General features: G+C 39.5%; 17 protein-coding genes. 11 read left to right on the plus strand and 6 right to left on the minus strand.

Annotation, left to right across the window (positions count from 1 at the left end; all coding sequences use genetic code 11):
* Nucleotides 1–9: 9 nt before the first annotated feature.
* A complete protein-coding gene (locus K9B36_RS16110; RefSeq protein WP_223703440.1) occupies nucleotides 10–921 on the minus strand; it encodes a TIGR01777 family oxidoreductase in 912 nt (303 codons plus the stop codon).
* A 114-nt stretch (nucleotides 922–1,035) separates the two neighbouring features.
* Between K9B36_RS16110 and recX the strand changes: the two genes are divergently transcribed.
* Nucleotides 1,036–1,833: a recombination regulator RecX gene (recX, locus tag K9B36_RS16115; RefSeq protein ID WP_223703441.1), complete on the plus strand. Its 798-nt coding sequence runs from the start codon at nucleotides 1,036–1,038 to the stop codon at nucleotides 1,831–1,833.
* Here the strand turns inward: recX and K9B36_RS16120 are convergent.
* Nucleotides 1,830–2,489, minus strand: a complete 660-nt coding sequence (locus K9B36_RS16120) for an SDR family NAD(P)-dependent oxidoreductase (protein ID WP_223703443.1) — start codon at nucleotides 2,487–2,489, stop codon at nucleotides 1,830–1,832. The two genes, recX and K9B36_RS16120, sit on opposite strands and share 4 nt — an antisense overlap.
* 307 nt (nucleotides 2,490–2,796) lie before the next feature.
* Between K9B36_RS16120 and K9B36_RS16125 the strand changes: the two genes are divergently transcribed.
* Nucleotides 2,797–4,446, plus strand: coding sequence for an L-lactate permease (locus tag K9B36_RS16125; RefSeq protein ID WP_223703445.1), 1,650 nt, complete (start codon nucleotides 2,797–2,799; stop codon nucleotides 4,444–4,446).
* 207 nt (nucleotides 4,447–4,653) lie between these two features.
* The gene (locus tag K9B36_RS16130) at nucleotides 4,654–4,980 is read left to right on the plus strand and encodes a YfhH family protein (RefSeq protein ID WP_223703447.1); all 327 of its coding nucleotides are present in this window, start codon (nucleotides 4,654–4,656) and stop codon (nucleotides 4,978–4,980) included.
* 147 nt (nucleotides 4,981–5,127) lie between these two features.
* On the opposite strand, the gene K9B36_RS16135 is transcribed toward K9B36_RS16130, so the two are convergent.
* Nucleotides 5,128–5,292 carry a small, acid-soluble spore protein K gene (locus K9B36_RS16135; RefSeq protein WP_223703448.1) on the minus strand — a complete coding sequence of 55 codons (165 nt, stop codon included), beginning with the start codon at nucleotides 5,290–5,292 and terminating at the stop codon, nucleotides 5,128–5,130.
* 157 nt (nucleotides 5,293–5,449) lie between these two features.
* Here K9B36_RS16135 and K9B36_RS16140 point away from each other — a divergent pair, with 157 nt between their 5' ends.
* Entirely contained in the window at nucleotides 5,450–5,719 is a 270-nt protein-coding gene (locus tag K9B36_RS16140) for a YfhJ family protein (protein ID WP_223703449.1), read from the plus strand.
* Nucleotides 5,720–5,815: 96 nt separating this feature from the next.
* Here the strand turns inward: K9B36_RS16140 and K9B36_RS16145 are convergent, their stop codons facing one another.
* Complete coding sequence (locus tag K9B36_RS16145; RefSeq protein WP_223703450.1) at nucleotides 5,816–6,796, minus strand: metal-dependent hydrolase; 981 nt, start codon at nucleotides 6,794–6,796, stop codon at nucleotides 5,816–5,818.
* 352 nt (nucleotides 6,797–7,148) lie between these two features.
* Here K9B36_RS16145 and K9B36_RS16150 point away from each other — a divergent pair, with 352 nt between their 5' ends.
* Both K9B36_RS16150 and mutY read left to right on the plus strand, forming a co-directional pair.
* Nucleotides 7,149–7,466 (plus strand): hypothetical protein, encoded by a 318-nt coding sequence (locus K9B36_RS16150; RefSeq protein ID WP_223703451.1) that lies wholly within the window; start codon nucleotides 7,149–7,151, stop codon nucleotides 7,464–7,466.
* Nucleotides 7,467–7,487: 21 nt separating this feature from the next.
* Nucleotides 7,488–8,585: an A/G-specific adenine glycosylase gene (mutY, locus tag K9B36_RS16155; protein ID WP_399202096.1), complete on the plus strand. Its 1,098-nt coding sequence runs from the start codon at nucleotides 7,488–7,490 to the stop codon at nucleotides 8,583–8,585.
* 72 nt (nucleotides 8,586–8,657) lie between these two features.
* On the opposite strand, the gene K9B36_RS16160 is transcribed toward mutY, so the two are convergent.
* Nucleotides 8,658–8,882, minus strand: a complete 225-nt coding sequence (locus K9B36_RS16160; RefSeq protein WP_223703452.1) for a hypothetical protein — start codon at nucleotides 8,880–8,882, stop codon at nucleotides 8,658–8,660.
* Between the two features lie 366 nt (nucleotides 8,883–9,248).
* On the opposite strand from K9B36_RS16160, the gene fabL reads away from it, so the two are divergent.
* The 5 genes from fabL to K9B36_RS16185 all read left to right on the plus strand — a co-directional run bounded on the left by fabL (nucleotide 9,249) and on the right by K9B36_RS16185 (nucleotide 13,642).
* Nucleotides 9,249–10,001: an enoyl-[acyl-carrier-protein] reductase FabL gene (gene fabL, locus K9B36_RS16165; protein WP_223703453.1), complete on the plus strand. Its 753-nt coding sequence runs from the start codon at nucleotides 9,249–9,251 to the stop codon at nucleotides 9,999–10,001.
* Nucleotides 10,002–10,148: 147 nt separating this feature from the next.
* On the plus strand, nucleotides 10,149–10,346 hold the full coding sequence (locus tag K9B36_RS16170; protein WP_223703454.1) for a gamma-type small acid-soluble spore protein: 198 nt from the start codon (nucleotides 10,149–10,151) through the stop codon (nucleotides 10,344–10,346).
* A gap of 288 nt (nucleotides 10,347–10,634) precedes the next feature.
* Complete coding sequence (locus K9B36_RS16175) at nucleotides 10,635–10,886, plus strand: YgaB family protein (RefSeq protein WP_223703455.1); 252 nt, start codon at nucleotides 10,635–10,637, stop codon at nucleotides 10,884–10,886.
* 223 nt (nucleotides 10,887–11,109) lie between these two features.
* On the plus strand, nucleotides 11,110–11,640 hold the full coding sequence (gene ntdP, locus K9B36_RS16180) for a nucleoside tri-diphosphate phosphatase (RefSeq protein WP_223703456.1): 531 nt from the start codon (nucleotides 11,110–11,112) through the stop codon (nucleotides 11,638–11,640).
* 256 nt (nucleotides 11,641–11,896) lie between these two features.
* Nucleotides 11,897–13,642 carry an ABC transporter ATP-binding protein gene (locus K9B36_RS16185; RefSeq protein ID WP_317889887.1) on the plus strand — a complete coding sequence of 582 codons (1,746 nt, stop codon included), beginning with the start codon at nucleotides 11,897–11,899 and terminating at the stop codon, nucleotides 13,640–13,642.
* Nucleotides 13,643–13,734: 92 nt separating this feature from the next.
* Here K9B36_RS16185 and K9B36_RS16190 read toward each other — a convergent pair whose 3' ends face one another.
* On the minus strand, nucleotides 13,735–14,832 hold the full coding sequence (locus K9B36_RS16190) for an aromatic acid exporter family protein (protein ID WP_223703457.1): 1,098 nt from the start codon (nucleotides 14,830–14,832) through the stop codon (nucleotides 13,735–13,737).
* Between the last annotated feature and the right edge of the window lie 15 nt (nucleotides 14,833–14,847).

The raw sequence follows: 14,847 nt of genomic DNA on the forward strand, positions 1-14,847 counted from the left end.
ATTTTGTATTTACTTTGATTGTAATATGTTGGACAATGCATCATCAAGATGAATATAGAAAAATTTATAGCCGTATTTGTCCAATTTATCAGGTAAGACCTTTTGTCCTTCTAAAACAAGTTCGCTCATTTCACCTAATGCAATTTTAAGTGCAAAGCCAGGTGTGGGGAACCAATGCGGTCGCTTCATCACTTTTCCGACTGTTTTTCCGAAATCCTTCATCTGCAGCGGGTTAGGTGCTGTCACATTCACAGGTCCATCTATTTTCTTATTTTCGATACTAAAGGCAATTGCACCCGCTACATCTTTAATATGAACCCAAGACATCCACTGATCTCCTGAACCAATTTTTCCGCCGACAAACATTTTATAGGGAAGAACCATTTGCGGCAGGGCTCCTTCGTCCTTATCCAGTACAATGCCAAATCGTGTTAAGACGGTTCTGACGCCGAACGCTTTTGCATGCTCGGCCTCCTTTTCCCAAGCTAAAACGGTGGATGCCAAAAATCCTGTGCCAGGTATCTCGTCTTTCTCTGTGAAAGTTTTATCTTGAGAAGTGCCATAATATCCTATTGCACTTGCATTCACTAGTACTTCCGGTTTTTGCTTCAGGGCTTTAATGATTCGGTTTATTTCTTTAGTAGAAGTAATACGGCTTTCGATGATTTTTCTTTTTTGCGTATCTGTCCACCGACCACCATTAATGGATTCGCCCGCTAGATTTACAAAAGCGTCCACACCCTCTAATCCTTTTTCTGGCTCGGTCTCCATTCCTAACCATTCCACGAACTTCACTTGAGGCTTTTCCTTTTTATTCGAACGGTTTCGCGTTAAAATATATATGTGATGACCTTTTTCTACTAAATAGTCAGTTAAAGTTGAACCAATAAGGCCGGTTCCTCCAGCAATTGCAATCTTCATGACTGTTCATCCTCTCCGTAAAACTTACTTATCTATAATATTAGTTCTTTTCCCTATATATCCTGCTTTCAATACATGCGAATGTGCTTGTAAATTCTATTAGAGGTGAAAAACGTGCGTAAAATTACAAAAATAACAGTTCAGAAAAAAAATAAGGAACGTTTTAATATATTTTTAGACGATGAATATGCGTTTGCGGTCTATGAATCCACGCTTCTTAAATATCAGTTTGTAAAAGGGAAAGAACTTGATGAGCTTGATATTGAAGAAATCCTGTATAGTGACCAAATTAATAGAGCCTATCTCTCCGCTGTTCATTATTTGTCCTTTCGAATGAGAACGGAAAAAGAAATTGAGCAATATTTGAAGGAAAAAGAAATTGAACCTTATATTATTAAAGAGATTATCATCAAGCTAAAAGATCAGAGTTATTTAAATGACAAAGAATTTGCAATCGCCTATGTTCGAACCCAAGTGCAGACGACTCTGAAAGGTAGAGAGGTTATTCAACAGGAGCTTTTAGAAAAAGGGATAGACAGAAATACAATTGAGGATGCCCTTCTTGAATACAAAGAAGACATCGAGCTCGAGCATGCAATTAAGCTAGTTCATAAATACCATCCTAAATATAAAAAAGATGCCTTCAAGATTATGAAACAAAAGGTAGAGCAGTCGCTAAAAAGAAAGGGCTATCCATTTCCGGTTATAAAAGAGGCAATGATTGAAGCGGATCTGGAAGAGGATTCCTCAGAAGAATGGGACGCTGTAGTAAAACAGGCGGAAAAGTATCATAGGAAATATTCATCCTTAAAGGGGTATGAATATACGTCCAAAATGAAAGGAGCCCTCTATCGCAAGGGCTTTTCTATGGACATGATTGATAAATGGCTAGAGGAGAATGACACCCTCTAAACTATAATTTCTTGTTGTGAGTCTTGACTAATAATCTTTTCGGCTACCTCTTTTGGTGATTTTAGTCTGGACTTGTCTTTAATATGGTCGGTCTCATTCCAAAAAGGAGTATCCATACCACCCATATAGGTGGCGGTCACCGTCACTTTCCCTTCTAATTCTTTTTGAAGACTTTCTGTAAAACCGCGCACAGCAAATTTACTCGCAACATACACACTTTCATTCACTTTTCCCTTTTGTCCGGCAGTCGAGATAATGTTCATGATCTTAGGCTGCTGCTGCAAAAGAAGATGTGGAAGGATTGCTTTTGTCAGATAGATTGTACCAAGAACATTGGTTTGAATAGCCTGATTAATTTCCTCTAAAGATAAATCCGTTAAAGGCCCAAAACAGCCTGCACCTGCATTATTAATTAAAAAGTCTACCTTATGTTCTTTTGTGATAGCGGTCACCGTTTTTTCTACACTGCCAGCGTCCGCTAGATCAAGAGGGAACACATGTGCATGACTGTTACCTTCTTTTATAAGAGTTTGAGCTTCTTGAAGGGGCTCGACTCGTCTGCCTGTTAGGATAATGGAATGCCCTTTTTCTGCATAAGCTAAAGCGAGTTCTTTTCCAAGTCCTGATCCAGCACCAGTAATTAAGATGGTCTTCATTTCATCACGCTCCTGTTACGATTTTCTATTCATAGGTTTGACACAAAGATTGTGAAATATTGAGCATACTTTGTATTATACTTAAGGTAACAAATAAAGAAAGGCTGTGTTAAACATCGATGTTGATTTCCACAAAAGGCTACGCGTTCTACGGGGCGGTGCTGGAGCCTCCTCGGCTGCGCCTGCGGGGTCTCCAACTACCGCTATCTTCCCGTTGGAGTCTCCGCCTTTTGCTCCAATCATCGCTAGAATAGCCTTATTATCAACAAACAACTTTAACAGAGCCAAAAGAAAAGGTGAATACCAAATGACAACTCTTCAAATTATAACTGCCTTAACCCCCATTTTAACGGTTTTTCTATTTTTAGTCATACTGCGACTTCCAGCAACGGTTGCGATGCCAATTAGTTTAGGGATAACTGCGATCTTGGCCTTCACGAGTTGGAAGGTACCGGGAATTATTATCGCTGCCTCTCTAATAGAGGGGATTGTTATTGCTTTCTCCATTCTTTGGATTATCTTTGGTGCAATTTTGCTATTGAACACTTTAAGTAAAAGCGGTGCGCTAGAGGCTATAAGGTCAGGATTTACCGTTATTACAAAGGATATGCGGGTTCAGCTTATTATTGTTGCATGGTTATTTGGTGCCTTTATCGAGGGAGCTGCCGGCTTTGGAACTTCCGCAGCAATTGGTGCCCCTATATTAGTCGCGTTAGGATTTCCACCGCTTGCGGCTGTTGTGCTAATGCTTGTTGCTGCAAGCTCTCCAGTTTCTTACGGAGCAGTAGGGACCCCGATTATTGTCGGAGTGGACCAAGGATTACGGCAAGGGGAAGCCGTTGCACAGGAGGTAACCTTTGTTCTTGGTCATCAAGATTTGACAGTCTTTTTACAACAAGTAGCAGTTAAAATATCATTAATAGAATTCGCTATTGGGACATTTATCCCACTTATTTTAGTTGTTATGTTAACAAGATTTTTTAGTCCGAAAAAATCATGGAAAGATGGATTTGCAATTTGGAAATTCGCGCTGCTGGCAGGGTTTGCTTTTACTTTTTCCGCCTTTCTAGTGGCAAATCTTTTAGGCCCTGAATTTCCTTCCATGATTGGCGGACTTTTAGGCTTAGCGGTTGTGATACCTGCAGCTAAAAGAAAATGGCTCCTTCCAAAAGAAGATTGGACGCTTGGTGATCTGCTCGCATCTTCAAAGGAAAAACAAGAACTAGTACCTTCCATGACATTGAAAAAAGCCTGGGTTCCCTATATCCTTGTTGCCCTCTTGCTAGTTATTACACGATTAGATTTTCTACCGTTTAAAGGGTGGCTTAAAGCTGTACAGTTTAGATGGGAAGGTATTGTTGGTACGGATATAGGTGTAATGATTGAACCTCTCTATCTACCAGGTACTGTTTTTATCATCATTGTTCTATGTACACATTTTATTCACAAGATGACTAAAACACAGGTAAAGCAAGTATGGACTTCCTCTATTATGACAATGGGTGGAAGTGTCATTGCCTTGTCTGCTGCTGTCCCGATGGTTAGAATTTTTATAAACTCTACAACCAACAATGCTGGATTATTGAGTATGCCACTTGAACTTGCTGACATCTCAAGCGGGTTGTTTGGGACTGCATGGCCACTTGTTGCCCCGTTAATAGGCAGTCTAGGTTCCTTTATTTCAGGAAGTGCGACTTTTAGTAATATGATGTTCACCTTATTCCAATTTTCCATCGCGGATCAATTAGGTTTTGATCCAAGTACGGTTGTTGCCCTTCAGGTTCTAGGAGCAAACGCAGGTAACATGATTTGCGTTCTCAATGTTGTTGCTGCAGCTTCGGTAGTAGGACTGCTAGGTAAAGAAGGGACCATTATTTGTTACACCGTTATACCAATGCTCTTTTACGCATTGATGGCAGGGATTGTTGGTATGAGTGTACTGTGGTTGTTTTTTTAGGGTGCTTCCGCATTGAGTAAGTTGATAAACCAGATATAATCGTTGCTGTCGTGCTCTTTTTCTGTGAATTTTAGAAATGAGTATAGAAGGAAAAAAATTCAATTGCCAATTGCAGCATCAATCTTTTCAAAGAGCCTTTTTTAACATTTGTTTTTCTTTAAAACCGTGCTATCCTTTATCTATTAAGAGTTAGTAGGGGGAAGACAAGTGGAAAAAAGATACAGTCAGATGACAACACAGGAGCTTCACCAAGAAGTAGCTACATTAAAGGAAAAAGCAAGAAAAGCCGAACAGCTTGGAATTGTAAACGAATATGCCGTTCTCGAGAGAAAGATCACGATGGCAAAATCCTATATGCTAAATCCTGCTGAATATAAGCCAGGCGAAACGTATGAAATTGAAGGAGATCCTGGTGTTTATTTTAAAATAGATTACATGAACGGAATTTTTGCATGGGGGAACAGGGTGAACGGGGAGAATTCCGGTAAAGAGGAAGAAGCCTTGCCAATCTCGATGCTTATGATAAAAGAATAGCAAAGAGGAACATCCCCTCTTTGCTTACTTTAGGGTTAGTTGTTGCTTTTTGTTGCTTATAATTTAGGTGATCGCTTGCGGCGGGAGTCTTCGCCTATCGCCTCACTGAACAGCAAGTGGTACCAGTTATTTTAAATTAGAACAAACTTAAAAGGTATTGTCTTCCCTTTTACCTGAAGCACGCATCCGTTCTTGGGGGTGAGTATTGATTGTTCCGTCTGCACGTTTTGATGCAAATTCGGACTTTGCTCGCGCTTCCCCTTCTGCCTTCTGGTCATTCGGGTATGGAAAACCTTTAGCCTTGTTTCTCAAAAATATCGCCTCCTAAGCATGTACAGGTTAGTGGACGGAACGGAAGCACTTAATGATCGTTCGAACCTAACCGTGTACTTATCATTAATATTGGATTATTTGGTGCAGATTATGTGATGATACGAATAGTGAAATGAAACCATATGAGGTGAAGTAAATGGATGAATATTTTGAGCGTTTAACAGATCAACTTTTAGAAAAAAACTCTTCGTTATCCTATGAAAAAGCAAGAACGTGGGTAGAGCTATTGTGGGAAGATTTTGAGGCAACCTATGCAAAGGCAGGATATTCATATAAAGGGAAAGAATTGACCGAGCGGATGGTCTCAGACCTTATTGACCGCCATGGTGCAACGCTTCACCAGTTCCTAGCCAACAATCCTAAATATAAACATTTATTAGCAAACGATGATACCTTGTTAAATTAAAAAGTCTTTTTTCAAAATCTCACAAGATAAGAGCACAACAATTAATACCATAACTAAAACCCGACCTCCTTATATTTGGAAGATCGGGTTTTTCCTTTAATTCGGAATAATATCTAACTTCTGCTGCAGTTTTTCCTCACTGAATATCCAGCCTGTGTAAGAACTTAATATATGAAGATTTAAGTCCAATTGAACAACTGCGACAAAAGGGTAATAATCTTTGCTTCGATAGCGGAGGTCAATAAACCTCACTTCATAATGGTCATTGTATTCCTCCATTTCCCATCTGTACACTGGAGAAAAGGATAAGAATGCAGAGACATTTTCATCAAATTTGGCTGCTTCAATGACAGCTGTTTCCGGTAAAGGTACTTTTTCAAAGGTATCATGAATGATAATATGATTTTTAACGGACCTGGCAACATAAAAGCTCTCTTCTGCAGTAATAGCCAGATGCCACTGATTAAAGTATATAGTTGGCGAAATGATAGTATTGGTAACGTTTGGAATCACTTCTCTCACCTGTTGTATCACTTTTTGTTGCATTCTGTACCTTAGTATATAATATCCGATTAGAACCCCGTAAATCGCTAAAAAGGTGTATCCAGGGTGTAGTCCAAGTCCCCAAAGGATGAATCCGACAATATGCAATCCGAAAATAATTGGATCAAACGTATTAATAATACCAAGTGCCACCCATTTTCTTGTAAAAGGACGCAGAGCTTGTGTCCCATAAGCGTTGAAAATGTCGACAAAAACATGAAGGATTACGGATAAAAATGTCCAAATCCATAGGTAGAGTAAATTGGCATCAGGTATGAAAGCATAAATTGCCGCTACAATTCCAAGAGGCCATAAACAAACTGCAGGAATGCTATGGGTAATTCCTCGGTGATTTCTAATATATTTCGCATTATTTTTCAATTTTAAAATGGTATCAAGGTCGGGAGCCTGAGAACCAATCAATGCTCCAACCATAATGGCTGTAGCAGTATGAGGGTTGCTAGCAATATAAGGATCAATGGTCGCCATGGATCCGATAGCTAGACCCATTACCACATGTGTTCCAGTATCCAATGGTCGGCCTCCTTTTTGCTTTTTGTCAATTTAAATCTCTACTGAGTGCTTCTAGCAATAAGGCTAACGCCTCGAATCAAAGGTCCGCTTCCACCAGAGGTCAAAGAGCGACCTCTTGCGTGAACTGCCTTATGCTTGTCGGAGCTGAACGAGCCGCTTGCGCTTTTCTTTGTCTAGCTCCATGCGCCTGCGACTACCAAACTTCCCAAACCTCCTTACGATAAGGCAACATCGAATCGCTAGCGCTCTTCGTGTTTTCTTTATCTCATACGGTTTGGTCCAGTTTGTACGTCGCAAAGCGGGCGCCTTCCGCTTTTCTAATTATTCTTATACAAAAGGGGTGTTTTCAAACATGGTATCTGTGCAGTTGCGTATTTTTATTGAGTATCCTATAAAAAATGCGGTGATTCAAAAATATGAGGATACGATGAGTAGTGTCCATGATATGATGAAAAGGATGGGTGCTGAAAACATTCAGTGGACGAAATCATCGAATCAACATGGCATCACATTTTATAGGGAATCATTTATTTTACCAACAGAGTCCCATTATTTTGCTATGAAAGAACTAAGGTGTACCCCACGCAACATTGTATTTCATGAGCTTTCTCAGCTCATTGATATGGAGGCAGGCTCCATCCAATTTCTAGGTTTAAAAATCACAAGCTAGTTTTCGGAGGTTTATTTTATTTTGAATAAAAATCATTCACAACATGAGTTGCTTCAGGATTTTCACATAGATAGTTTTTCTGACGATTTGATTAATTGGTTTATCCAAGAGCAAAGAGATTTACCTTGGAGGCAAGATCAGGACCCTTATAAAGTATGGGTTTCTGAAATTATGCTACAACAAACAAAGGTTGATACAGTCATTCCTTATTTTAATTCCTTTATTGAGCAATTCCCAAACATAGAAAGCCTGGCATATGCAAAAGAGGACAAGGTGCTAAAGGCATGGGAAGGGCTGGGGTATTATTCTCGTGCCAGGAATCTGCAAAGTGCCGTTCGCGAAGTGCATGAGCGGTATGGCGGAATTGTACCAAATAATGCCCAAGAAATTTCTACTTTAAAGGGTGTTGGCCCCTATACGACAGGAGCAATTTTAAGTATTGCATATGGTGTTCCGGAACCTGCTGTCGATGGAAATGTTATGCGAGTTCTTTCGAGAGTATTACTAATCAGAGAAGATATTGCTAAGGCAAAAACAAGAAAGATTTTTGAAACTGTTATTCGCGACTTGATTTCCAAGGATAATCCTTCCTTTTTCAACCAAGGCTTGATGGAGCTTGGGGCAATTGTTTGTACGCCAACCTCCCCATCCTGTATGTTATGCCCGGTTCAAGAGCATTGTCGAGCATTTCATGAAGGAGTGCAAAGAGAACTTCCAATAAAGTCAAAAAAGAAAGCCTCCAAACAAGTAGCGTTGGTGGCAGGTATCCTAATGGATGAAGAAGAAAATATTCTTATTCGTAGAAGACCATCAGAAGGACTACTAGCGAATTTATGGGAATTCCCCAACTTTCCTAAACTAGACGAGTTAGGTACTGCCAAGCAACAATTACAAACTTTCATGAAAACGGAATATGAGCTTGAAGTTGAACTAGGCGATTTTCTATGTGACATTCGCCACGTTTTTTCTCACCTTGTATGGGATATTAATGTTTATGTAGGAAGATTCCAGAAACAATCATTTCAGCGTTCAGATTTGATGCTAGTTCCAAAAGAATCCTTAAAAGAATATGCTTTTCCAGTTTCTCATCAGAATATTTGGAAGGCGTTTATTAAATAATCACCGTCTATCTGATTAGAAAAAAAATGAAAGGATCTACCGTCTGGTGGATCCTTTTAATGTGGATAGGTATTAATCGTAGCTTACTCTTGTTCCATGAGTATAATCTGCTTCCTCACGATGTAATCCGCCGCGATTCTCTATCTCTTCAACTATTTCTCGATGAATGCTTTGCCCTTCCACGTTTAAATAGGGCACCATTTGCTGTAACGAATGGTGAAAATAGGCAAGCTCACTGTCCTGCCAATCTTTTTTCGAGATCATGGAAAGTTCCGTCATATCCCTGCCGACATACATTTAGTGGACCTCCTTTTTGATAGGCTGTTAAACGCCGCTGTTGATTTCCGCAAAAGGCTACGCGTCCACGGGGCGGTGCTGGAGCCTCCTCGGCAAGCCTGCGGGGTCTCCAGTCTACCGCTATCCGGACGTGGAGTCTCCGCCTTTTACTCCAATCATCGCTAGAATAGCGTTATTATCAACACTTAACTTTAACAGAGCCTTTTAATAAGAGTTTAAAAACAATGTTCTATTGGTTGAGAATTCTTTTTCGATTTTCTAAGATGTCTATTACTCATTAAGTTACCTCAATATTGTTAGATGAAACAAATAAGACTATACTGAAAGAAAATAAATAAGTTTTACATATATAAAGGAGTGCTCTATATGACAACCAATAAAGTGGCTTTAGTAACCGGAAGTAGTAGAGGGATTGGGAAGAAAATAGCAATTCAGCTGGCAATGCAGGGCTATGACATTATAATCAATTATAATCGTAGTAAAACCGCGGCTCTTGAAACCGTTGCGGAGATTGAGCAGTTAGGTGTACGGGCTCTACCCATAAAAGCTAATGTAGGTCAACCTGAGAAAATCAAAGAAATGTTTGTTAAAATAGATGAAGAATTTGGCCGCTTGGATTTACTTGTCAGCAATGCAGCTTCAGGAGTACTTCGTCATGTGATGGAGCTAGAAGAATCACACTGGGATTGGACGATGAATATTAACTCAAAGGCCCTGTTGTTCTTAGCACAGGAAGCCGCCAAACGAATGAAAGCGGTAGGCGGCGGTAAAATTGTCAGCATTAGTTCACTTGGTTCCATTCGCTATTTAAAAAACTATACTACGGTAGGAGTTTCTAAAGCAGCTATTGAAGCATTAACACGCTATTTGGCAGTTGAGCTTGCAGAAATGAATATTGTTGTAAATGCTGTTTCTGGAGGCGCGGTAGATACAGACGCATTAAAGCATTTTCCTAATCGGGAGGAGCTTTTGGAAGATGCCAAGCAAAAAACTCCAGCTGGAAGAATGGTTGAGCCAGAAGATCTCGTTAATGCGGTTATGTTCCTCTTGTCTGAAGAAGCAAGTATGATCAGAGGCCAAACAATTATTGTTGATGGTGGAAGGTCGTTACTTGTTTAAGAAATAACCCGGATGAAAAAGAATGGTATATGCTGATTGCACTAGGTGTTTAAGGTATTCATGAAAATATACAAAAAGAATTTTATTTTATTTTGTCATAGTTTCCTCTCCACTTGGTTATCTTAAATTTCGTGGAGGTGATAAACAATGGCAAACAACCAACAAAACCAAGCAGGTAAAACTGCATCAGGTACAAGCGTTCAACACGTTAAACAACAAAACGCTCAAAGCCAACAAGGCCAAGGTCAACAATATGGTACTGAGTTCGCTAGCGAAACTAACGCTCAACAAGTAAGACAACAAAATGCACAATCTCAAGCTAAAAAAGGTCAACAAAACTCTTAATAAGCACTAAAGCGAGGCACTCCTTATCCTATCGATACGGAGTGCCTTTGTTCGTTGCTTGTCCTCGAACTCCTGCTGGGGTCTGGCCCCTATTTCCCCAATATTTTTCGACAAACCTACAATTTGACCCCCTTCTCCGAAAAGTGGGAAATTCCTGCCGGGGCCAGACCCCAAAATCAAATTTTTTTCCTCGACAAAACTTCTAATGTGTCTACAGATGTTGTCAAAGGTTTTGAAGCGAGGGGGGAGAACTTAGAGAAGAGAAGAATTTGCACGGGAGGCAGATAAATGGATAAGTTTGATTTTGCGGTGGCGGAGCAGCTTAAGACGATGGATAAGCTTTTATTTTTGCAGTCTGAGATAGAACGGTGTCAACAGGTAGAGCAACAGCTATTTCAGTTACAAATTGAGGCAGATAAAATTCATAAGCTTAAGCGGGATATTGTGCAAATGAAAAAAGATCTAAAAGAGGTTCAAAGGATATTTGAAACTCAAACAGAGGAAGCCATAAGGTCTTATCATCTCGAAGAATCTTTATAATTCAGGCCTTCATTAAAGGCGTTATTGGAATTCTCAACCGACCTTTAAATAATTGCTAAATGAGGAAAAAAGGACTAAAACTACCTATACGATTCAAAAAGAGCCTATTTCTTAAAAGGAATGATGGCTCTTTTGTTTTAAAATCCATCAGTTACCGTTATAATAATAGAAAAGGTTGCTTTAAAAGAAGAGAAGGCGGCAAAAATGAAAGAAGGGGAGAAGGATGGGTTGTCCCAGAGAAGGAGAATCAATACAAATACATAGTTATAAGCACAATGGTCTAATCCATAGAGTTTGGGATGAAACTACTGTGTTAAAAGGGACGCAAAACCTTGTGATCGGTGGAAACGATAAAACAATTGTAACCGAATCGGACGGTAGAACTTGGGTTACAAGGGAGCCTGCAATTTGTTATTTCCATTCCAGACATTGGTTTAACATCATTGGCATGATCAGGGAAGATGGAGTTTATTATTATTGCAATATTAGCTCCCCGTTTATTGCGGATGATGAGGCGGTTAAATATATTGACTATGATTTAGACATAAAAGTGTTTCCGGACATGACTTTTATTTTATTAGATGAAGATGAATACGAGAAGCACCGAAATGAAATGAATTACCCTGATGTAATTGATAAAATACTTCACAGCAATGTGGACACATTAATTTCGTGGATACGACAAAGAAAAGGTCCTTTTGCACCAGACTTTATCGATTTATGGTACGAGCGTTATTTAACGTACCGTGGATAATAAACAAGGCGTATAAAAAAGGCGACTGGTACAAAACATACCAGGCCTTTTTTCTGTTTTGAAGGTAATTTACATGTTTCCGTTAAAAAAGAAAAAACTAGAGGTATTATATAAAAGGTTCGACTTTCAGCGGCTAGCTCCTCGAGTCATAAGTCATTTCCCTCCAGAGGTCAAAGAGCGAACTCTTATGGGAACTGCCTTATGCTTGTCGGAGCTGAACGAGCCGCTTGCGCATTTCTTGAAAGGGGGGATATTTTTGAGTAGTGTTAAACGGTATATGAAGTTTGTTAAACCTTATCGGTGGCAGATTGTAGGTACCATATTAATTGGGATGTTAAAGTTCGGATTGCCATTATTGATACCTTTATTGTTGAAGTATATTGTGGATGATATTTTATTAGTGGACGGCAGGTCAACAGAAGATAAGACTAATGAGTTGCTGATGATTATGGGAGCAATTTTTGCTGTGTTTTTGGTGTTTCGACCGCCTATTGAGTATTATCGGCAATATTTTGCGCAGTGGACAGGGAGTAAGATTTTGTATGATCTACGTGACAATCTTTTTGATCATATTCAGCGATTAAGCTTGCGCTATTATTCCAATAATCGTGCTGGTGAAATAATATCAAGAGTGATTCACGATGTGGAGCAGACAAAAAACTTTGTAATTACTGGACTGATGAACTTTTGGTTAGACTTAGCCACTATCTTGGTTGTTATCATCATTATGTTCCAGGTGGATTTTACGCTAACGCTGGTTTCAATTATGCTTTTCCCGCTATATGGGTTTTCTATTAAATATTTTTATAGTCGTCTGCGCCATTTAACACGCGTTCGATCCCAAGCTTTAGCTGAGGTTCAAGGACATTTGCATGAACGGGTGCAGGGTATGCCTGTTATTCAAAGTATGGCGATAGAGGATTATGAGCAAGAGCAGTTTCAGAAGCAAAATAAGAACTTCTTAACAAAAGCTTTGGTACATACAAGCTGGAATGCAAAGACCTTTGCAGTAGTAAATACCATAACAGATATCGCACCGCTTCTTGTTATCGGTTATGCGGGCTATCAAGTAATTAATCAGGATCTAACAGTTGGGGAAATGGTAATGTTTATCGCCTACATTGACAGACTGTATAATCCATTACGACGTTTGATTAATTCCTCCACAACCTTGACGCAGTCGCTCGCATCCATGGACCGTGTTTTTGAATTTGCAGATGAAAAATACGATATCATGGATAAGCCTGATGCGAAAGAAAGCAAGACGGCAAAAGGAGATGTTCATTTTGAGAATGTCTCATTTAAATATGAAGAAAAAGAACCATATGTGTTGAAAAATATATCGCTTCAGGTAGAACAAGGAGAAACCATAGCCCTCGTAGGAATGAGTGGGGGAGGAAAATCTACCTTAGTCAGCTTGCTTCCAAGGTTCTTTGATGTGACAAGTGGGAGCATTAAGCTAGATGGAATTGACATACGTGATGTCACGGTCCAGTCTCTTCGTAAACAAATAGGAATTGTCCTTCAGGATAATATACTATTTAGTGACTCTGTACGCGAAAACATTGCACTTGGTAAGCCTGATGCCACTTTGGAAGAGGTTATGGAAGCGGCAAAAGCAGCCAATGCACATGAATTTATTTCTAATCTTCCAGAAGGCTATGATACGAAGGTAGGCGAGCGTGGAGTGAAGCTTTCAGGAGGTCAAAAGCAACGTGTCGCCATCGCGCGGGTATTCCTGAAAAACCCACCGATTTTAGTGATGGATGAAGCCACCTCAGCATTGGATTTAGAAAGTGAGCATCTAATCCAAGAATCTCTAGAACGCCTAGCAGCCAATCGAACTACGTTTGTTGTGGCACACCGTTTATCAACGATTACCCATGCCAGCAGAATTGTCCTAATTGAGCATGGAGAAATTGTCGAATTGGGAAGCCACGAAGAGCTGATGAAAAAGAAAGGCAACTATTATAATTTGTTTACAATACAAGAGATTGTATAAGTTTTCGGTCTATAGCTTTGATGCTATAGACCATTTTTAATTATAGGGAGAAAAAAACACTCCCCAATCTTCCTAGGGAGTGCAATCAATAATTATTCTTCTTCACGCTGATTTATTTCAAATTCATTGTCAACCTTATGGTAATTTTGAAAGCTATCAATCAGTTTATTTAAGTGAAGAAGATGGTCATTATAATCAATTATCCGGGATACGAGTGGGAAGAGGTGATACCAGAAGTCGGCAGTGGCCTCTGTTTCCTGCATACCGTCTTTTTGGATCATAAATTCATCGATAAAATGCTGCTTGTTAAACTGGTCTTCACTATACAGTTCGGAATGGTTGTTCTGCTTTATTTTACCAACGAACTTTAGTAGAATCTCTTCATGTAAGTTAACTAAATGGTCCAGCTCTGCTTTTACATAGTGTTGATATTCGCTTGGCATATGATGAAGTTCATTTTCCAATCGGTGTAGCGCCTTCAGGGTTTGAAAGGCACGGTTGCTCGTTAAGATTAACTGACGGAATATAACAAGCTTCCGAGCCTTGGAGCTTGCACTTTTCCTTGTAGGAAAATAGGTTCTTTCTTCCTTATAGAAACCAAATAACTGTTCTTGTTTTTGTAGTCGTTGCTGCAAGGTTTCAATGTCTGTTTTCAGCAAATGATGTTCAGAGGCATGCCGCATATTTATGCGTATCCACTTAAGGATGTCTTCTGTCGTCACCTTCACCTTATAGTAAAGTCTTGTTTCATATTTCGGCGGTAAAAAGACAAGATTCACGAGAAAGGAACAAAGAATTCCAAGCATTACGGTGGAGAAACGGATTAAAGAAAATTCGAGAAAGTTTTCTCCTGGACTCTCCATAATGGCGATAACCGTTACGAGTGCTAAAGGAATCGTATTTTCAATTTTCAACTTTAAATTAATCATAATAACAACGATAGCAGTAAGCCCGATTATAAATGGATCATTTCCGAAAATTAATGAAAATAAGATGGCTAGAAAGGCACCTATTAAGTTTGCTTGAACATGTTCAATAATGGATTGATATGATTTATAGATAGATGGCTGGATAGCAAAGATTGCTGCAATCGCTGCAAAAATAGGGCTGGGTAGATCGAGCCATTGTGCTACAAATAATGCTAGCGTAATAGCTATTCCAGTCTTGACTATTCTGGCACCAAGTTTCATGTGGTAGTAATTCCT

The sequence above is a fragment of the Sutcliffiella deserti genome, from assembly GCF_020037475.1.
In the GTDB taxonomy this organism is placed as follows: Bacteria; Bacillota; Bacilli; order Bacillales; family Bacillaceae_I; genus Sutcliffiella_A; species Sutcliffiella_A deserti.

Excerpts from the sequence above, each read along its gene's own strand:
- K9B36_RS16110 (WP_223703440.1), bottom strand. The coding sequence starts at position 921 with ATGAAGATTGCAATTGCTGGAGGAACCGGCCTTATTGGTTCAACTTTA.
- K9B36_RS16120 (WP_223703443.1), bottom strand. The coding sequence starts at position 2,489 with ATGAAGACCATCTTAATTACTGGTGCTGGATCAGGACTTGGAAAAGAA.
- K9B36_RS16125 (WP_223703445.1), top strand. The coding sequence starts at position 2,797 with ATGACAACTCTTCAAATTATAACTGCCTTAACCCCCATTTTAACGGTT.
- K9B36_RS16140 (WP_223703449.1), top strand. The coding sequence starts at position 5,450 with ATGGATGAATATTTTGAGCGTTTAACAGATCAACTTTTAGAAAAAAAC.
- K9B36_RS16150 (WP_223703451.1), top strand. The coding sequence starts at position 7,149 with ATGGTATCTGTGCAGTTGCGTATTTTTATTGAGTATCCTATAAAAAAT.
- K9B36_RS16160 (WP_223703452.1), bottom strand. The coding sequence starts at position 8,882 with ATGTATGTCGGCAGGGATATGACGGAACTTTCCATGATCTCGAAAAAA.
- fabL (WP_223703453.1), top strand. The coding sequence starts at position 9,249 with ATGACAACCAATAAAGTGGCTTTAGTAACCGGAAGTAGTAGAGGGATT.
- K9B36_RS16170 (WP_223703454.1), top strand. The coding sequence starts at position 10,149 with ATGGCAAACAACCAACAAAACCAAGCAGGTAAAACTGCATCAGGTACA.
- K9B36_RS16175 (WP_223703455.1), top strand. The coding sequence starts at position 10,635 with ATGGATAAGTTTGATTTTGCGGTGGCGGAGCAGCTTAAGACGATGGAT.
- ntdP (WP_223703456.1), top strand. The coding sequence starts at position 11,110 with ATGGGTTGTCCCAGAGAAGGAGAATCAATACAAATACATAGTTATAAG.
- K9B36_RS16190 (WP_223703457.1), bottom strand. The coding sequence starts at position 14,832 with ATGAAACTTGGTGCCAGAATAGTCAAGACTGGAATAGCTATTACGCTA.